Genomic DNA, 16,908 nt, shown 5'->3' with positions numbered 1-16,908 from the left:
AAGGAATGTCATGGGTAAATTTGCCGATTACGAAACCTATGCCTGCGTTTACGAGAGCGGCTCCTTTACCGCGGCGGCGCGGCGGCTGCACGTGGGGCAGCCGGCGGTCTCAAAAGCGGTGGCGCGGCTGGAACAGCAGCTCGGCACGCGCCTGATGCTGCGCTCGACCCACGGCCTGCAGCCGACGGATGCGGGACAGCAGCTGTATCAACGCACCCGGCGCATCCTGAACGAGCTGGCGGAGACGGAAGCGCTGGTGCAGAGCGCCGGCGAGACACTGAGCGGCCGGTTGCGGGTCGCTTCGGCGGCGGTGTTTGCCCGCATCGTTCCCTTGCCTGATTTGACGGCGTTTATGCGCGCCAATCCACGGTTGCATGTTGATCTGCTGCTGGATGACGGCAATCTGTCGCTGATTGAAGAAGGCATCGATATTGCCCTGTGTGTTGGCGAGTTGGAGGATTCCGGTTTTACCGCCCGCAAGCTGGGTGAGGTAAAGCAATGCGTGATCGGCACGCCCGGCTATTTTGCCGCTGCCGGTATGCCGCAGCGGCCGGAAGATCTGTTGCAGCACGAGATGGTGATTTACCATCGCCGTGGCGGCGGCTGTGAACTGTGGCGCTTCAGCCGCGAAGGGGAACAGCGCGCGCTGCGGCTGCCGGGGCGCATGCGGGTTAACGCGGCGGAGTGCGTACGCGAGCTGGTGCTGGCGGGCTTTGGCGCCACCGTCGCCAGCGAAGGCCTGTTTCGCAGCGAGCTGCAAAGCGGGGCGGCGATCGCGGTATTAGCGGACTGGCAACTGCCGCCGCTGGCGCTGTGGGCGGTGTTCCCCGGCGGCCATTTCGTTTCGGCCAAGGCGCGGGCCTTTGCCGATTTTGTCCAAACCGCGCTATGCAGGGAGCCGTGATATGTCGCGCGCACAACGTTTACTCGATCTGATGCAGCTGCTGCGCAACCACCGTTATCCGGTGGCGGGCCATGCGCTGGCGCAGACGCTGGGCATCAGCATGCGCACCCTGTACCGCGATATCGCCACGCTGCAGCAGCAGGGGGCGGAAATCGCCGGTGAGGCGGGCGTCGGCTATGTGCTGCGCCCCGGCTTTATGCTGCCGCCGCTGATGTTCTCGCCGGCGGAGACAGAAGCGCTGGTGCTGGGGATGCGCTGGGTCAGCCGCCGCGGCGACAGCCAACTGGCGAGCGCGGCGGGTCAGGCGCTGGCCAAGATCGCCGCGGTGTTGCCGCCGGCGCTGCGGGAGGAGCTGGAGGCCAATACGCTGCTTATCGCGCCGGTTCAGGCGCCGCCGGTGGCGGATGAGATGCGGGTGCTGATCCGAGACACCATCCGCTGCGAGCGCAAACTGCATATCGACTACCTCGATCTGGCGGGGCGGCGCAGCGAACGCCTGCTGTGGCCCTTTGCGCTGGGTTTTTTCGATCAGTTTCAGATGTTGGTCGCCTGGTGCGAGCTGCGTCAGGCCTTTCGCCATTTTCGTCTCGATCGCATTCAGGCCGCTACGCCGCTTGAACAGCGCTATCCGCGTGGCCGGCGGCGGCTGCTGCAAGAGTGGCGCCTCAGCGAGGGCATTGCGGAGCAATAGCGGCACGCTGCTGCCATAAACTGTCAGTCGCGCGCCTTAGTCTGTGCCTATCGGGAACCGGCCGGTTCCCATCACCCAAAGGACAGACCAATGACTCTTCCCTGCATGACCCTGCTTTATGTCGACAACCCGCTCAACAGCGCCGCCTTTTATCAACGCCTGCTGGGGCAGGCGCCGGTGGAGCTTTCACCCGGCTTTGCCCTGTTCGTGCTCAACAACGGCTTCAAGCTGGGGATGTGGGCCAAACAGGGGGTAAAACCCGCCGCCACGCTGACCGGCGGCGGCGGTGAACTGGGCTTTTTATGCCTGGATCCGCAAGAGGTGGAGGCGCGCTATAACCAGTGGCGTGAGCTTGGGCTGACTATCGAGCAAACGCCGACCGAGATGGAGTTCGGTTACACCTTCGTGGCGCGAGATCCGGACGGCCATCGCCTGCGGGTGTATGCTCTCAGCGAGTAGCGTCGTCGGTGTACAGGTGCAGACGCGGCACCAGCAGCCGCAGCGGCCTGGCGTCGGGTTTGTAACGGTGTTTCACCGCCTCGGCGTCGTAGTTGAGCAGTTCGCCGATCTTCGGCACCGCGGCGCCGCTTTCAACCTGACACAGGGCGATCAGCGGCAGCGGGCAGGGGTGCTGCACCTGTTTTTGCTGCTGCTGATACCACACCCGGGCGATCGGCTGCACTTTTACCGGCCGTTTGATCTTCAGCGTCGCCTGCTGCGGCAGCCGGCTGACGTCGTCTATTTCGCGGCTGACCAGGGCGGCCCACTGTTCACGGCTGTGCGGCGGCACCGCGCGGCCGGCTTTCAGGCTTTTCTCCAGCTGCGCCAGAATGTCGTCCCGCTTGACGTTTTTGATGATGTGCTTGTTGGCCCAGCCGAAGCGCACCGAGTCGGGATTGGTCAGGGCGGTGAGGGTGCGATAGGCGCTGAGGGTAATCAGCCCGTGCAGATGGGTGTGCACGAACTCGAAACGCTGCTCCGGCGCCAGGCCGGAATCGACGGTGATAATCTGTTCCAGTTCACCCTTCAGGCGGTTGATCAGCGCCAGCTGCATTTGCAACGTCTGATATTCCGGTTGCTCCACTGCCAGACAGATGACGCCGGGCAGGCGCACGGCGGCCTTGCTGCTGACATTCTCCCGGTTATGGTGGATGAACAACCGTTGATAATGCTCCAGCGCCAGATCGCGCGCCGCTTGCCCCACATGCTGCTCGACCGCGATATGCGAAATGGCCTGATGTTCCTGGCCTTTTTCAACCTCCGGCAGGCTGAACACCCGCGCCGCCAGCAACCGCAGCGGGGCGATCTGCTGCTGCAATGCGCCGAGCGCCTGCTCCAGCTCGGCAAAGCAGGCGTTCATTCGGCCAATCACATCGTATCTGCTCATCGCACACTCCCATATTAGTTACAACATACTATAGAAGAGTGGCCGACTGGGGGCAACATCGGCAAACGAAGAGGGAGCGGCTTCACTGGCCACCCGGCTTACCAGCAGAAAATACGCCATAACGGCTTTTGGCAGCAGGGCACACAATACACCCGCTATACATAGTGTTTTGATTCATTGATGGATTTTCTCCTGTTCGTTTGTCTTCTGTTTAATCCATTTTCCGTTTGCCGTTGTCCAATTGCTGGAACAAACAGAATGGCAGGACGCTATGAGCCCCTCGGGTTATCTTTTCTTCTGTCATTAACGGGTGCTTTAAACGGAGGTTTACTGTGGATATTAAACAGAAAGTCAAAAACATGACGCTGGAAGAGAAGATCGGGCAAAAAATCATGCTGGATTTTCGCTACTGGGATCAGAACGGTAGCAGCAATCAGGATATGACCGTTCCCGATGCAGCCATTGGCAAGCTGATCACCGATAACCACATCGGTGGGGTGATCCTGTTTGCCAATAATCTGAAAGACAAGCAGCAGATCAAAACGTTGACGGCCTGGTATGCCGCGCTGAAAACCCACGCGGGCGTTCGTTTGTTTATTGGCACGGATAACGAAGGCGGTAACGTTTTCCGGCTGCCGCGCGGCGACTACGCCTCATTCCCCGGCAATATGGCGCTGGCGGCGGCGATCGAGGGCGTTGCGGATAAACAGCTCGCCGTTGAACAGGGCAAACTGATGGCCCAGGATATGCGCGCGTTGCATATCAATACCAACTTTGCCCCGGTCGTGGACGTCAACACCAACCCGTTCAACCCGGTGATTAACGTTCGCGCCTTCAGCGATGATAAGAGCGCCGTTTCCCGCCTGGCCGAGAAAATGGTGGCGGGCATGAAACAGCAGGGGCTGATCACCGCGTACAAACACTTTCCCGGCCATGGCAGCACCTCCACCGACTCGCATACCGGTTTGCCGCGCGTCGATCGTACGCGGGAAGAAGCTTTTGCCATTGATATCGCCCCTTATAAACAGGCCATCGATCGCTGCGCGGCGCCGGACATGGTCATGACTGCGCATATTCAGTACCCTGCACTGGATAACAGCCAGCTCGACACCCGCAACGGTGAAAAAATCACGGTGCCGGCCACCATGTCGCGCGAAATCCAGACCCAGATCCTGCGCAATGAGCTGGGTTATGCCGGCGTAACGATTTCAGACGCGCTGGATATGGGCGCGATTGCCGAGCATTTCAGCCAGCAAGCGGCGGCTGAAAACGTCTTTACCGCCGGGGTGGATATTGCTCTGATGCCTGTCAGCATCGCTTCGCCGGCGCAGGCGAGCCTGCTGCCCGAGCTTATCCGCTACATTGCGCAGCGGGTGAAAACCGGGCATCTCAGCGAGGCCGATATTGATGCCTCTGTCGAGCGCATTTTGCGCCTCAAATTGCGCCATCACCTGATGGGCCATAGCGATAAACCCTGTTCCCACGACGTTTCGTCCTCCGCGCATCAGCTGGAGAAACGGATTGCCGATCGTTCCATTACCGTGGTTATCAACCGTCAATGCCTGCTGCCGTTAAAGGACAAAGCGCTGCGCTACTTTATTCTGACTCCGTGGGGCGAGCAGGCCAAAGGCATTGCGAACGTGATGGCGCAGGAGGGCTATCAGAACGTCGTGGCCGCGAAGGAAACGGAACTGAGCGACGCCCAGGTCAGGGAACATATTGCCGGCTGCGACGTGTTCTTGCTTGGAACCCTCTCAACCCGCTTTACGCCTGCCGAGCAGGATGGCGTCGTGACCGCCGCCACCGGATCGGGTAATGACAGCAGCCCTTACCCGGGCTGGCTGAAATACGCCGCCGAGCAGGGGAAAAAAAGCGTTCACCTCTCATTGCGCGCGCCTTACGATATCGTGAACTATGCCGCAGACGTGGATGCGGCTGTCGCCACCTATTCTTACTACGGGTATGACAGCGGCGTATGGCGTGGCCCTTCGATGATATCGCTGGCGCAGGTGCTGACGGGGAAAATCAAACCGCACGGAAAACTGCCGGTTAATACCTGGCATGACTACGATGAGCAAACCAATACCGGCAAGGTGGCGTTCCCTCGCGGGACTGGGCTGAGCTGGTGATGGGATAAGTACCGGCGTCGCCAGAAAGGGCGGCGCCGGTCGCTGGATGGCGTTGATAAAGCGGGCGGTTTCTTGCTCCGCACGCCGCGAGATGGGATAACCGTCACTCACGGAAGGAGAACATTTATGCCGACAGGCGCAACAAAACTAGGCGGATGGCTGTTGATGGCCGCCATGCTGGGCGTGAGCGGATGCGCCAAACCCCCTGAGCCGGAAAAGCCTCCGCAGCCTGTACCGCCGGCAACGCCGATGCGGGGCATCTGGCTGGCTACGGTCATTGGCTTGGACTGGCCGCCGGCGGCCTCGCTGAAAGCGGAATCCACGCAAGAGCGGGTGCGTCTGCAGCAGCAGGGGCTGACGGACGCGCTGGACGACATGGTGAAAACCGGGATTAACACGGTGTATTTTCAGGTTAAACCGGACGGCACGGCCCTGTGGCGTTCTGACATCTTGCCCTGGTCGGAGGTATTGACCGGCACCGTGGGCCAGGATCCGGGTTATGATCCGCTGGCCTTTATGCTGACAGAAGCGCACCGACGCGGCATCAAAGTGCATGCCTGGCTGAACCCTTATCGGGTTTCCATGAATACCCGACAGCAAACGATTGATGCACTCAATCATACGCTGCAGTCGCCGCCGGCCAGCGTCTATGCGCTGCATCCCGACTGGATACGCACCGCCAGCGATCGCTTCGTGCTCGACCCCGGCCTGCCCGAGGTGCGCAACTGGATCACCGGCGTGGTGGCTGAAGTCGTCAAAAACTATGATGTCGACGGCATTCAGTTTGACGATTATTTCTATTACGAAACGCCGCAATCGCCGCTGGATGATGAAAAGACGTATCGCGCATACGGCAAAGGGTTTGCAGACAAGGCCGACTGGCGAAGAGACAACACGCTGCAATTGATAAAACAGGTTTCCGCCACCGTCAAAGCACTGAAGCCCGCGGTCGCGTTTGGCGTCAGCCCGGCGGGCGTATGGCGAAACAAAGCGGACGATCCTGCCGGCTCGGCGACGCGGGCCGGCGCGCCGTCGTACGATACGGCCTATGCCGATACGCGCCAGTGGGTCAAACTGGGGCTGCTCGACTATATCGCGCCGCAGCTGTACTGGCCTTTCGATCGTGAAATTGTTCGCTACGACGTGCTGGCCAACTGGTGGGCCGAGGTGGTGAAAGACACGCCGGTTCGGCTCTATGCCGGGGTGGCGCTGTATAAAGTGGGCACGCCATCGGCCAGCGAGCCGGCCTGGACCGTCGACGGCGGCGTCCCCGAGCTGAAAAGGCAGTTGGATCTCAACGAGAGCCTGCCGGGGATGGGGGGAACCATCCTGTTCCGGCAACGTTATCTGACCGAGCCGCAAACGGACAAGGCGGTGGAGTACCTGCAAACTCGCTGGAAACCCGGTCAATAATCACGGGCTCTGGCATGACGAGCCGCGGCTAACCACCGCGGCTTTTTCCATTCACAGGCGCGCCGCTTCCGGCAGCCGTTTCAGGTAATGCACCACCAGCAGCGCCAGCAATAGCATCAGGCTGATAAACGCCGCCACGCCATTCCAGCCGAAGCTGTGCCAGAACACGCCGCCCAGGGTGCCGGCCACGCTGGAGCCGACGTAATAGCAGAACAGATACAGCGACGACGCCTGGCCTTTGGCGCGGCGCGCACGGCGGCCGATCCAGCTGCTGGCCACCGAGTGGGCGGCGAAGAAACCGGCGGTGAACAGCATCATGCCGATAAAGATCGCCGGCACCTGCGGCAGCGCGGTAATCAGGATCCCGATCAGCATAATCACGATCGACGCCAGCAGCACCGGGCCACGCCCGAAGCGTGAGGTGAGCGCACCGGCCTTGGGCGAACTGTAGGAGCCGGTGAGATACACCACCGACAGCAGGCCGACGATCGCCTGGCTCAGGTGATAAGGATCCGCCAGCAGGCGATAACCGATGTAGTTGAACAGGGTGACGAAGCTGCCCATCAGCAGGAAACCTTCCGCGAACAGCAGCGGCAACCCTTTATCGTGCCAATGCAGTTTAAAGTTGATCAGCAGGGTGCGCGGGCGCAGCGAGCTGGCGCGGAAATGCCGCGAGGCGGGCAGGATGCGCCAGAACATGCAGGCGGCGGCGAGGGCGAACAGGCCGATGACGCCAAGCGATACGCGCCAGGAGAAGAAGTCGGTCAACACCCCGGTCACCAGGCGGCCGCTCATGCCGCCGATCGAGTTGCCGCTGATATACAGCCCCATCGAGAAGGCGACGAAGCTTGGGTGGATCTCTTCGCTGAGGTAGGTCATGCCGACCGCTGCGACGCCGCTCAGCGACAGGCCGATCAATGCGCGCATCAGTAAAATGCCGTGCCAGCTGGTCATAAAGGCGCAAATCAGCGTGCAAACCGCCGCCAGCAGCAGCGCCACCACCATCACCGACTTGCGGCCGATGGCGTCGGACAACGGCCCGGTAAACATCAGGCCGATCGCCAGCAGGCCGGTAGAGACCGAAAGCGACAGGCTGCTTTCCGCCGGCGAGACGCCGAAGTCTTGCGACAGCACCGGCAGGATCGGCTGCACGCAGTAGAGCAGCGCGAAGGTCGCCAACCCGGCGGAAAACAGCGCCAGCGTAACGCGCATAAACTGCGGCGTGCCGCGTTCGATATAGGGGAGTTTGTTGTTGAGGGTGGAGCGTTTTACTTTAGGCGCAGCGGCCGCGTCATCGTTGGCGGCCAGCGTCGACGGCATCACGGCCGCAGAACGCACAGGGGTTGTCACAGCGTTTCCTTACCGAACTTCGGGGAGATAAACAGACATTTTGCAGATAACAAAATGATAGGGAGCGGCGAATTTTTTGTCTAATATATTAATAATTACAATTAAGACTTTTTAAATATGAATATCGAATTGAGACACCTGCGTTACTTTATCGCCGTGGCCGAAGAGCTGCATTTTGGCCGCGCCGCCGAGCGGTTGCGCATCTCCCAGCCGCCGCTCAGCCAGCAAATTCAGGCGCTGGAAGAGATGGTCGGCGCGCGGCTGCTGGCGCGCAACAACCGCAACGTCAGTTTGACCCAGGCCGGGGAGATGTTTCTTAAAGAAGCCTATCAGGTGCTCGATCAGGTCGGGCGCGCGGCGGAAAAGGCGGCGCGTCTGGATCGCGGTGAACTGGGGGAAATGACCATCGGGTTTACCTCCTCCGCGCCCTTTATCGGCGTGGTGGCGCGCAGCCTGCGCGCCTTTCGCCAGCAGTCCCCGCAGGTGCACATCAAGATGCGCGAAATCAACACCAAACAGCAGATCGAACCGCTGCTGAACGGTGAGCTGGATCTGGGGGTGATGCGCAATACGCGGCTGCCGGAGGCGCTGCACTATCAGCTGCTGCTGCGTGAACCGCTGGTGGCGGTGGTGCCGGAAGGGCATCCGCTGGCGGAAACGCCCGGCGGCGCGCTGCGGTTTCAACATTTGGCGCGGGAGCCGTTCGTGTTCTTCTCGCGCGAAGTGGGCACCGCGCTGTACGACGAAATTCTGCTGCTGCTCGGCAAGGCCGGCATCACCCCGTATATCACCCAGGAAGTGGGGGAAGCGATGACTATCATCGGGCTGGTCTCCGCCGGGTTGGGAGTCTCGATTCTGCCGGCGTCTTTCGCCCGGGTGCGGGTGGACGGCGTGCGCTATTTGCCGCTGGCGGAGCCGGACGCCACCACCGAAGTGTGGCTGGTGCACCACCGCCGGCGGCCGTTGACCGCGGCGGCGCAGTCGCTGATGGCGTTGATGCTGAAATGACGTTGAGCTTGGGCAAATAAAAATCAATTCACGCTGAAATTGCGAGGAATTTGTGCAGCAAATCACATAACGAATCAAATAGTTGACGCTGTATGACAAAAGCCCCACCATAACCCCTAGTCTTTATTTAGAAGCGCGAAAAATAGTAGGAGCCGGTTTGTGATTGCGGTTGGGCAGCCTGGGCATATCGATCAAATCAAACAGACCAATGCGGGGGCGGTTTATCGGCTAATCGATCAACTGGGTCCGATTTCGCGCATCGAACTGTCAAAACGCGCGCAGCTGGCGCCCGCCAGCATCACCAAGATCGTGCGCGAACTGCTGGAAGCCCATCTGGTCAAGGAAACCGAGTACCAGGAGATCGGCAGCCGGGGGCGCCCGGCGGTGGGGCTGGTGTTGGACACCGAAGCCTGGCACTACCTGTCCGCCCGCATCAGCCGCGGCAGCATCACGCTGGCGCTGCGCGATCTCAGCAGCAAGCTGGTGGTGGAGGAGCAGCTGCCGCTGGCGGCCGAACATCCCGAACCGTTGCTGAAGCGCATCCTGACCGAAGTCGATCAGTTCTTTATCCGCCACCAAAGCAAGCTGGAACGGCTGACGGCGATCGCTATTACGCTGCCGGGCATGATCGACGTCCAGTCCGGCGTGGTGCACCGCATGCCGTTTTACGACGTGCTGGAGATGCCGCTCGGCCCGGCGCTGGAAACCCGCACCGGTCTGCCGGTTTACCTGCAGCACGACATCAGCGCCTGGACCATGGCCGAGGCGCTGTACGGCGCCTCGCGCGGCAGCCAGAACGTGATTCAGGTGGTGATCGACCACAACGTCGGCGCCGGGGTGATCACCGGCGGCCATGTGTTGCACGCCGGCAGCCACAGCGTGGTGGAGATCGGCCACACCCAGGTCGATCCCTACGGCAAACGCTGCTACTGCGGCAACCACGGCTGTCTCGAAACCGTGGCCAGCATTGAGAACATGCTGGAGATCGCCCAGCAGCGGCTGAGCGGCTCGATGAGTTCCAGCCTGCACGGTGCGCCGCTGACCGTCGAATCGCTGTGCGACGCCGCGCTGGCGGGCGATCAACTGGCGCGAGACATCATTCTCGGTGTCGGCCACAGCGTGGGGCGCATTCTGGCTATCATGGTCAACCTGTTCAATCCCGAGAAGATCCTGGTGGGCTCGCCGCTCAACCGCGCGGCGGAGATCCTGCACCCGGCCATCGCCTCCTGCATTCGCCAACAGGCGCTGCCGGCCTACAGCGAGCAGGTCAAGGTCGAATCCACGCAGTTCTTCAATCAGGGCACCATGCCCGGCGCGGCACTGGTGAAAGAGGCGCTGTATAATGGTTCATTGTTGGTGCAGCTGCTGCAAGGCTAACATCAGAACCTCTTATTAATCCCGCAAAAGATTGAGCTACCTCAAGCCCCTACGCGGCAGCATCCCCTAGAATTTTTCCGAAAGACTTCTTCGCCGCCGGTGCGGCGATACATTGTTAACGGGGCATTCTGGGGCATTTTATTCATGTTGAAGCGTTTATTTGTGACAGGCACGGATACCGACGTCGGTAAAACCGTGGTTTCCCGCGGGTTGATGCAGGCGCTGGCCGCCGAAGGCCGTTCGGTGGCCGGCTACAAGCCGATCGCCGCGCGCTGCCAGGAAACCAGCGAGGGCATCCGCAATAAAGACGCTTTGGTATTGCAAGCATCTTCAACCCTGCCGCTGTCCTACGAGGAGATCAATCCCATCACCTGCCTGGATGAGGTGTTTCACGCGCATGCGACCGAGGACATCAACTATGGCGTGATGAGCAGCGGTCTGCGGGATCTTTCGGCCAAAGCCGATACGGTGGTGGTGGAAGGCAGCGGCGGTTGGCGGGTGTTGATGAACGATCTACGGCCTTACGCCGAGTGGGTGGTGCAGGAACAGCTGCCGGTGGTGTTGGTGGTGGGCATCAAGCTGGGCTGCGTCAGCCACGCGTTGCTGACGGCACAGTCGATTATCAACGACGGCCTGCCGTTGCTGGGCTGGGTCGCCAACCGCATCAACCCGGGGTTGGCGCACTATGCCGAAACCATCGCGGCGCTGCAGCAGCGCATTTCCGCGCCGCTGCTGGGTGAAATTCCGTATCTGCCGCGCGCGGAGCAGCGCGAACTGGCGCACTATCTCGACATCTCCACGCTGCTGCGCTAGCGCGCTCAGGCCAGCAAAGGGGCCAACAAACGGGCGGAGACAAACAGCCCCAGGCCGTACACCGTATGCACCAGCAGGCTGATGATGCGGCTACGCGCCGGGTTGGGGGTATTCGCCGCCGCCACGCCAAAGCCCAACGCCGGCTGCATCACGAAGAAGGGCGCCGCCAGGCTCAGCCAGCCGCTCAACAGCGCGACCAGCGGCGTCGGCGCGGCGTACCACGCGATGCCCGCCAGGCCGAGCGGGATAAAGGCGAAGGCGACGCCGATCGCGTAGTGCAGCAGCCATCCCATCGCTTTTTCTCCCCGCCGCACCGGCGCAGCCATGATCGGAGCGTGATAAAACCGGCCGTCGAACAGGCCGATAAACCAGCGGCCAACCAGCGCGTAGTTAAGGGGCGGGATGCCCAGCACGCGCTTTTGCACGATGGCCCACAGATCGGTGCACAGCGTGGCGCCCACCCCGGTCAGCATAATCATCAGTAAAATTTCTGTCGTCATTTTCGTGCCCTTAAAGTCACTCATGGTGTAATGTGCGCACAGTGTGCAACTTAAAGTCGACTTCAAGTCAATGGGAAAAGAACTGGATATTGGCGAGGTGGCGCGTTTGAGCGGCATCGCGCCCTCGGCGCTGCGGCATTACGAGAAAAAAGGGCTAATCGCCTCGATAGGCCGCAACGGTTTACGTCGCCAATACGCCGCCGGCGTGCTGGATCAACTGAAGCTGATCGCCCTCGGGCGGCTGGCGGGGTTTACGCTGGATGAGATCGCCTCGCTGTTTGACGAGCGGGGGCGCATCGCCCTCGATCGCCGGCTGCTGGCGGCGCGGATTGAAGAACTGGATCGCACCCTGCGGCGTCTGGGGCAGGTGCGCGCCGGTTTGCAGCACATGGTCGATTGCCCTGAACCGGAGCACCTGCAGTGCCCGCAGTTCAGGAAGTTGCTGCAGCAGGGCGAGTTTTAAGCCTCGCGTTTGGGCGGCGGCGCGGTGTGGTAGACCGATACCGGCCGCAGGCCGCGCGACACGGTGGTGGCGATCACGCAGGCCAGCAGAATGCCGGGCAGCAGCGCGTATTCGCCGGTCATTTCAAACACCATCAGCGCCGCCATGATCGGCGCATGGGTGGTGGCGGCCAGCAGGGTGGCCATGCCGGTCAGCGCCAGCAGCAGCGGCACCGCCGCATCCATGCCCGGCCACAGGCCAAACAGCTGACCGATCATCGAACCGAGCGCGGCGCCGACGAACAGCGTCGGGGTGAAGACCCCGCCGGGCGCGCCCGACCCGCTGCTGGCGAGGATCGCCAGCAGCTTGCATACCAGGATCGCCCCCAGCAGCAACACTCCCGGCGGCGCGATCAGCAGCGCCTGTACCACGCTGTAGCCATTGCCCCATACCTGCGGGAACAACAGCGAAAGCAGCCCGACGATCAGGCCGCCCAGCGCCAGCTGCAGCGGCGGCTTCAGGCGCAGCGATCGGAACGCGCGGCCGGTGGCGGTCATCAACCACAAAAACAGCGGCCCGCCGGCGCCGGCCACCACGCCGACCAGCGCCATCAGCAGGTATTGCGTCGGCAAGGGGGCGGCGAGCGGCGTCACCAGGTAGAGCGGCGCCTGGCCGCCGTTGAGCAGATTGGTCATCAGCAGGGCGCTGACCGCGGCGATCACCACCGGGCCGAGCGAGGCCAGCATCAGGGTGCCGAACAGGATCTCGGCGATAAACAGGCTGCCCGCCAGCGGCGCATGGTAGGCGCTGGCCATCCCGGCTGCGGCGGCGCAGGCCACCCACAGTTTCCATTCTTTCTCGTGCGTAAAGCGCTGAGCGAACAGCGAGCCCACCAGCGCCGCCAGCAGGATCATCGCGCCTTCACGGCCGATGGCGCTGCCGCTCGACACCACCAGCAGCGACGCCAGACACTTCACCAGGCTGGCGCCGGTATCCAGCTTGCCGTTGCCGGTCTCGATCGCTTCCATATAGTCGGTGGGCGCCGCCGGGCGCTGGTGGCGGTAGCGCTGGTGAACATACAGCAGCAGGCCTGCCGCCAGCCCGCCCAACGCAGGCGTCAGGGCGCGCCGCCAGCCGGGCAGCGCGGCGGCGGCGGCCACCAGACTGCCGTCGGCATTGCCGAGCAACAGCCACTCGAGGCCAATCATCGAACGGTGGAACAGCCACACCGCCAGGGCGGCGGCGACGCCGATGAACACGGCGATAAACAGGCTGCGCAGCAGGGCGCGATAGTGGTGCAGGTGGACCAATCTTTTCATGCGTGGGCGGCGTCGTGAGAAAAATCAAAGGGTCATCAGCGCATTGTGCTTGGCGCTCCGGCCGATGACCAGTGAATCTTTATCAAACTGCGGCATGGGCGGGGCGGTCGGCGCCCCGGCGGAGGTTATTGCGGCGTCAGCACCCGGCGCGTGCGGCCGGAGCTGAGGTAGTCGGCGATATAATCCTGCGAGATTTCGCCGCTGTAGCGGCCGTCTTCATCGACGATCGGCATCCAGGACGTATTGTGCTCATACAGCTTCGACAGCACCACGCGCAGGTTCTCTTCCGCGCGGGCGGTGACGCGAAAGCGGTGCAGGCTGTCGGCGCATACCCCCGGCGCACCGCGCGCCTCGCGGCGTTTGACGTAACCCAGCGGTTTGCCGTCGGCGTCCACTACCGTCACCGAACGGGCGTCGATATCGTCCATCAACCCGAATGCCTCTGTCAGCGGCGTTTCCCGGCGCACCGTCACCGTCTCTTGTTGGTCTGCCACGTCGCCGGCCTGCACCAGCAGCAGGCGCTTCAGCGTGCGATCCTGGCCGACAAAGGAGGCGACGAAGTCGTTCGCCGGGCGCGCCAGCAGCTCATCGGCGCTGGCGTTCTGCACGATCTTGCCCTGGCGGAACACCGCGATGCGATCGCCGAGCTTCAGCGCTTCGTCGATGTCGTGGCTGACCAGCATCACGGTCTTCTTCAGCTGACGCTGCATGTCGAGAAACTCGTTTTGGATGGTTTCGCGGTTGATCGGATCCACCGCGCCGAAGGGTTCATCCATCAGCAGCACCGGCGGATCGGCCGCCAGCGCGCGGATCACGCCGATGCGCTGCTGCTGCCCGCCGGACATCTCTTTCGGGTAGCGGTGCAAAAAGCGCTTGGGATCCAGCGCCACCATGCTCATCAGCTCCTCGGCGCGATCGTGGCAGCGTTTTTTGTCCCAGCCCAGCATGCGCGGCACTACGGTGATGTTCTCCTCGATGGTCATGTTGGGGAACAGACCGATCTGCTGGATGACGTAGCCGATTTTGCGGCGCAGGCTGACGGTATCCAGCGCGCTGGTGTCTTCGCCGTTGATCAGAATGGTGCCGCCGGTGGGTTCGATCAAGCGGTTGATCATCTTCAGCGTGGTGGTTTTGCCGCAGCCGGATGGGCCGAGCAGCACGCAAATTTCGCCTTCCGGCACGTCCAGATTGATGTTGTCGACGGCGTTGAACGGCGTGCCGTTCTTTTGCATGAACTGTTTGGTCAGATTTTCCAATTTAATCATGAGCGGATCCCCTTGGGCGTGAGCGCAATTTGCAAGCGGTGCAATAACCAATCGAGGACGATCGCCAGCAGGCTGATCATCACGGCGCCGGTAATCAACTGGCGGATGTCGCTGCTGCTGATGCCGTTGAGCAGCAGCAGGCCGAGGCCGCCGGCGCCGATCACCGCGGCGATCGCCATCACGCCGATATTCATCACCACGGCGGTGCGAATGCCGCCGAAAATGACCGGCAGCGCTACCGGGATCTCCACCCAGCGCAGGCGTTGCCAGAACGTCATGCCGATGCCGCGGCCGGCTTCGCGCAGCCCGCCGGGCAGGTTGTCGAGCGCGGTGTGGGTGTTGCGCACGATCGGCAGCAGCGAATAGAGGAACACCGCGGTGATCGCCGGCACGTAGCCGATGCCGTGGCCGATTAAGGAAAACAGCGGGATCATCAGCCCGAACAGGGCGATGGAGGGCACGGTCAGCACCAGCGTGGCCAGGCTCAGCACCGGCGTCGCCAGCCATTTGTGGCGGACGATCAGCACGCCGAGCGGCACGCCGATCAGGATCGCCAGGCCGACGGCGATGCCGACCAGCAGCAGGTGTTCCAGCGTCAATCCGGCGATATAGGCCCAGTTTTGCCAGGCGTAAAGTAAGGTATTCATCATGCCTCCTAAATCAGGCCGCGCTGCTTGAGGAACGCGTCGGCGACCTGTTGCGGCGTCTGGTAGTCGATATCCACCTTGGCGTTAAGCTCGGTGATCACCTGATTGTTGAACTGTTTCGACAGCGTGTTCAGCGCCGCTTCCAGCCCCGGCGTGTTTTGCAACACGTCGGCGCGCACCACCGGCGTGACCGCATAGCTCGGGAAATAGCCTTTGTCGTCTTCCAGCACCTGCAGATCGAAGCCTTTCACCCGGCCGTCGGTGGTGTACACCAGCCCGGCGTCGACGAAGCCATCGCGGATGGCGTTGTAGACCAGGCCGGGATCCATCTGGCGGATTTGCGGGCGATCCAGCGGCATGTCGTACAGCGCCTGCATCGGCTTCAGGCCGTCCGAGCGGCCGGCGAACTCCAGATCCAGCCCCAGCAGCCAGTTGTGTTTCGGGTCGGTTTTACGCACCTGTTCCACTTTGGCCACCAGTTGCGACATCGTGCGGATCTGCTCTTTTTCCGCTCGCCGGCGCTGCATGGCGAAGGCGTAGGTGTTGTTCATGTCCGCCGGCTGCAGCCACACCAGGCCGAGTTTGGCGTCGAGCTTTTTCACCGTTTCGTAGGTTTCCTGCGGCGACATGCGCTTATTGATGTGGTTAAAGATGATCAGCGAGGTGCCGGTGTATTCCCAGGTCATGTCGATCTGCTTGTTGATCATCGCGTTGCGGGTGATCACCGTAGCCAGATTGGTTTTGGGTTCGACCTGAAAACCTTTGGCCCGCAGGTATTGCACGGTGATCGCCGACAGAATGCGCTGTTCGGTAAAGTTCTTGCTCGCCAGCGTCAGCGGGGCGGCCCAGGCGGCCGCGCCGGTCATCAGCAAGGAGAACAGCAGCGCGTGGCGGAGTCGTTGTAACCATCGAGTCATCGCGTTTCTCCCATCAGGATGCGGTGTGCGGGCTGAGCCGGCGGCCGAGACCGGCCAGCGCCAGATCGAGCAGCAGGGCGATCAGCGCGGTGGCGGCGGCGCCGAGGATCAGCGTCGGGAAGTCGTTCAGGTAGATGCCGGGGAAGATCAGCTCGCCATAGCTGCTGGCGCCGATCAAAAACGCCAGCGGCGCGGTGCCGACGTTAATCGCCATCGCGATGCGCACCCCGGCGAAGATCACCGGCAGGGCGTTAGGCAGTTCGACCTGGCGCAGCCGCTGTCCGGCGGTCATGCCAATACCGTTGGCGGCCTCGACCAGCGCCGGCGGCACCGAACGCAGGCCGGCATAGGTATTGCGCACGATAGGCAGCAGCGAGGCGAGGAACAACGCCACCACCGCCGGCCGGTCGCCGATGCCGATGATCACCATCGCCAATGCCAACACTGCCAGCGGCGGCAGGGTGTTGCCGACGTTAAAGATCTGCATCACGTGCTCCGCCCAGCGGCGGGCGAAAGGGCGGCTCAGCAGGATACCGCTGGGAATGCCGACCAGCAGCGACAGCAGCATCGAACACACCACCAGGAACATGTGCTGCTGACCGAGGTAAATCAAATCTTCCCGGCGCGACTTGAGGGTTTCCCAACCGATGCCGTAAACCAGCAGCGCGATGACGGCGATAAACAGCAGGCTCCCGAGGAGCAGGCGCCGGTATGGCGCTGACTTGTGCATGATGTTGCGTCCTCCG

General features: G+C 62.1%; 17 protein-coding genes. 9 read left to right on the top strand and 8 right to left on the bottom strand.

The genetic code is table 11. The features are described 5' to 3' along the window. Positions 1–10: 10 nt before the first annotated feature. From JL05_RS17225 to JL05_RS17215, 3 genes are all read left to right on the top strand, one after another. A complete protein-coding gene (locus JL05_RS17225; RefSeq protein WP_033633149.1) occupies positions 11–904 on the top strand; it encodes a LysR family transcriptional regulator in 894 nt (297 codons plus the stop codon). Between the two features lies 1 nt (position 905). After that, on the top strand, positions 906–1,595 hold the full coding sequence (locus JL05_RS17220) for a helix-turn-helix transcriptional regulator (RefSeq protein WP_033633148.1): 690 nt from the start codon (positions 906–908) through the stop codon (positions 1,593–1,595). Between the two features lie 90 nt (positions 1,596–1,685). After that, positions 1,686–2,054: a VOC family protein gene (locus JL05_RS17215; protein WP_033633146.1), complete on the top strand. Its 369-nt coding sequence runs from the start codon at positions 1,686–1,688 to the stop codon at positions 2,052–2,054. On the opposite strand, the gene tus is transcribed toward JL05_RS17215, so the two are convergent. Further along, positions 2,044–2,982, bottom strand: coding sequence for a DNA replication terminus site-binding protein (gene tus, locus JL05_RS17210; RefSeq protein ID WP_033633145.1), 939 nt, complete (start codon positions 2,980–2,982; stop codon positions 2,044–2,046). The two genes, JL05_RS17215 and tus, sit on opposite strands and share 11 nt — an antisense overlap. A gap of 332 nt (positions 2,983–3,314) precedes the next feature. Between tus and JL05_RS17205 the strand changes: the two genes are divergently transcribed. Together JL05_RS17205 and JL05_RS17200 are read left to right on the top strand one after the other, a co-directional pair. After that, positions 3,315–5,111 (top strand): glycoside hydrolase family 3 protein, encoded by a 1,797-nt coding sequence (locus tag JL05_RS17205; protein ID WP_033633143.1) that lies wholly within the window; start codon positions 3,315–3,317, stop codon positions 5,109–5,111. 126 nt (positions 5,112–5,237) lie between these two features. Further along, positions 5,238–6,524: a glycoside hydrolase family 10-like protein gene (locus JL05_RS17200; RefSeq protein WP_033633141.1), complete on the top strand. Its 1,287-nt coding sequence runs from the start codon at positions 5,238–5,240 to the stop codon at positions 6,522–6,524. A 51-nt stretch (positions 6,525–6,575) separates the two neighbouring features. Here the strand turns inward: JL05_RS17200 and JL05_RS17195 are convergent, their stop codons facing one another. Further along, complete coding sequence (locus JL05_RS17195; RefSeq protein ID WP_031300458.1) at positions 6,576–7,844, bottom strand: MFS transporter; 1,269 nt, start codon at positions 7,842–7,844, stop codon at positions 6,576–6,578. A gap of 147 nt (positions 7,845–7,991) precedes the next feature. On the opposite strand from JL05_RS17195, the gene JL05_RS17190 reads away from it, so the two are divergent. The 3 genes from JL05_RS17190 to bioD all read left to right on the top strand — a co-directional run bounded on the left by JL05_RS17190 (position 7,992) and on the right by bioD (position 11,072). Beyond that, the gene (locus tag JL05_RS17190) at positions 7,992–8,882 is read left to right on the top strand and encodes a LysR family transcriptional regulator (RefSeq protein WP_004938523.1); all 891 of its coding nucleotides are present in this window, start codon (positions 7,992–7,994) and stop codon (positions 8,880–8,882) included. Positions 8,883–9,041: 159 nt separating this feature from the next. Continuing rightward, the gene (gene mlc / locus JL05_RS17185; protein WP_004938526.1) at positions 9,042–10,259 is read left to right on the top strand and encodes a sugar metabolism global transcriptional regulator Mlc; all 1,218 of its coding nucleotides are present in this window, start codon (positions 9,042–9,044) and stop codon (positions 10,257–10,259) included. A 144-nt stretch (positions 10,260–10,403) separates the two neighbouring features. Next, positions 10,404–11,072 carry a dethiobiotin synthase gene (gene bioD / locus JL05_RS17180; RefSeq protein ID WP_004938529.1) on the top strand — a complete coding sequence of 223 codons (669 nt, stop codon included), beginning with the start codon at positions 10,404–10,406 and terminating at the stop codon, positions 11,070–11,072. 5 nt (positions 11,073–11,077) lie between these two features. Here bioD and JL05_RS17175 read toward each other — a convergent pair whose 3' ends face one another. After that, positions 11,078–11,572 (bottom strand): DUF2938 family protein, encoded by a 495-nt coding sequence (locus JL05_RS17175; RefSeq protein ID WP_033633140.1) that lies wholly within the window; start codon positions 11,570–11,572, stop codon positions 11,078–11,080. Between the two features lie 70 nt (positions 11,573–11,642). Here JL05_RS17175 and JL05_RS17170 point away from each other — a divergent pair, with 70 nt between their 5' ends. Then, on the top strand, positions 11,643–12,035 hold the full coding sequence (locus JL05_RS17170) for a helix-turn-helix domain-containing protein (RefSeq protein ID WP_033633139.1): 393 nt from the start codon (positions 11,643–11,645) through the stop codon (positions 12,033–12,035). Here JL05_RS17170 and clcB read toward each other — a convergent pair. The 5 genes from clcB to JL05_RS17145 form a co-directional block, all read right to left on the bottom strand. Further along, entirely contained in the window at positions 12,032–13,333 is a 1,302-nt protein-coding gene (gene clcB / locus JL05_RS17165; RefSeq protein ID WP_033633138.1) for a voltage-gated ClC-type chloride channel ClcB, read from the bottom strand. The genes JL05_RS17170 and clcB overlap by 4 nt on opposite strands. Before the next feature lie 125 nt (positions 13,334–13,458). Beyond that, positions 13,459–14,598, bottom strand: a complete 1,140-nt coding sequence (gene osmV, locus JL05_RS17160) for an osmoprotectant ABC transporter ATP-binding protein OsmV (RefSeq protein ID WP_021505258.1) — start codon at positions 14,596–14,598, stop codon at positions 13,459–13,461. Next, positions 14,595–15,245, bottom strand: coding sequence for an osmoprotectant ABC transporter permease OsmW (gene osmW, locus JL05_RS17155; protein WP_004938544.1), 651 nt, complete (start codon positions 15,243–15,245; stop codon positions 14,595–14,597). Before osmW ends, osmV begins: the two co-directional genes overlap by 4 nt. Before the next feature lie 8 nt (positions 15,246–15,253). Continuing rightward, positions 15,254–16,111, bottom strand: a complete 858-nt coding sequence (locus JL05_RS17150; RefSeq protein ID WP_228392589.1) for a glycine betaine ABC transporter substrate-binding protein — start codon at positions 16,109–16,111, stop codon at positions 15,254–15,256. A gap of 64 nt (positions 16,112–16,175) precedes the next feature. Then, positions 16,176–16,892 carry an ABC transporter permease gene (locus JL05_RS17145; protein WP_004938551.1) on the bottom strand — a complete coding sequence of 239 codons (717 nt, stop codon included), beginning with the start codon at positions 16,890–16,892 and terminating at the stop codon, positions 16,176–16,178. Positions 16,893–16,908: the final 16 nt, after the last annotated feature.

The organism is Serratia nematodiphila DZ0503SBS1 (assembly GCF_000738675.1).
GTDB classification, from domain to species: Bacteria; Pseudomonadota; Gammaproteobacteria; order Enterobacterales; family Enterobacteriaceae; genus Serratia; species Serratia nematodiphila.
The sequence above is the reverse complement of the archived record's forward strand: the minus strand, read 5'-3'. Positions and strand labels throughout refer to the sequence as shown.

Bases quoted from the DNA above. Each gene is read 5' to 3' on its own strand.
- JL05_RS17225 (WP_033633149.1), top strand. From the start codon at position 11: ATGGGTAAATTTGCCGATTACGAAACCTATGCCTGCGTTTACGAGAGC.
- JL05_RS17220 (WP_033633148.1), top strand. From the start codon at position 906: ATGTCGCGCGCACAACGTTTACTCGATCTGATGCAGCTGCTGCGCAAC.
- JL05_RS17215 (WP_033633146.1), top strand. From the start codon at position 1,686: ATGACTCTTCCCTGCATGACCCTGCTTTATGTCGACAACCCGCTCAAC.
- tus (WP_033633145.1), bottom strand. From the start codon at position 2,982: ATGAGCAGATACGATGTGATTGGCCGAATGAACGCCTGCTTTGCCGAG.
- JL05_RS17200 (WP_033633141.1), top strand. From the start codon at position 5,238: ATGCCGACAGGCGCAACAAAACTAGGCGGATGGCTGTTGATGGCCGCC.
- JL05_RS17195 (WP_031300458.1), bottom strand. From the start codon at position 7,844: ATGCCGTCGACGCTGGCCGCCAACGATGACGCGGCCGCTGCGCCTAAA.
- JL05_RS17190 (WP_004938523.1), top strand. From the start codon at position 7,992: ATGAATATCGAATTGAGACACCTGCGTTACTTTATCGCCGTGGCCGAA.
- bioD (WP_004938529.1), top strand. From the start codon at position 10,404: ATGTTGAAGCGTTTATTTGTGACAGGCACGGATACCGACGTCGGTAAA.
- JL05_RS17175 (WP_033633140.1), bottom strand. From the start codon at position 11,572: ATGACGACAGAAATTTTACTGATGATTATGCTGACCGGGGTGGGCGCC.
- JL05_RS17170 (WP_033633139.1), top strand. From the start codon at position 11,643: ATGGGAAAAGAACTGGATATTGGCGAGGTGGCGCGTTTGAGCGGCATC.
- clcB (WP_033633138.1), bottom strand. From the start codon at position 13,333: ATGAAAAGATTGGTCCACCTGCACCACTATCGCGCCCTGCTGCGCAGC.
- osmV (WP_021505258.1), bottom strand. From the start codon at position 14,598: ATGATTAAATTGGAAAATCTGACCAAACAGTTCATGCAAAAGAACGGC.
- osmW (WP_004938544.1), bottom strand. From the start codon at position 15,245: ATGAATACCTTACTTTACGCCTGGCAAAACTGGGCCTATATCGCCGGA.
- JL05_RS17150 (WP_228392589.1), bottom strand. From the start codon at position 16,111: ATGACCGGCGCGGCCGCCTGGGCCGCCCCGCTGACGCTGGCGAGCAAG.
- JL05_RS17145 (WP_004938551.1), bottom strand. From the start codon at position 16,892: ATGCACAAGTCAGCGCCATACCGGCGCCTGCTCCTCGGGAGCCTGCTG.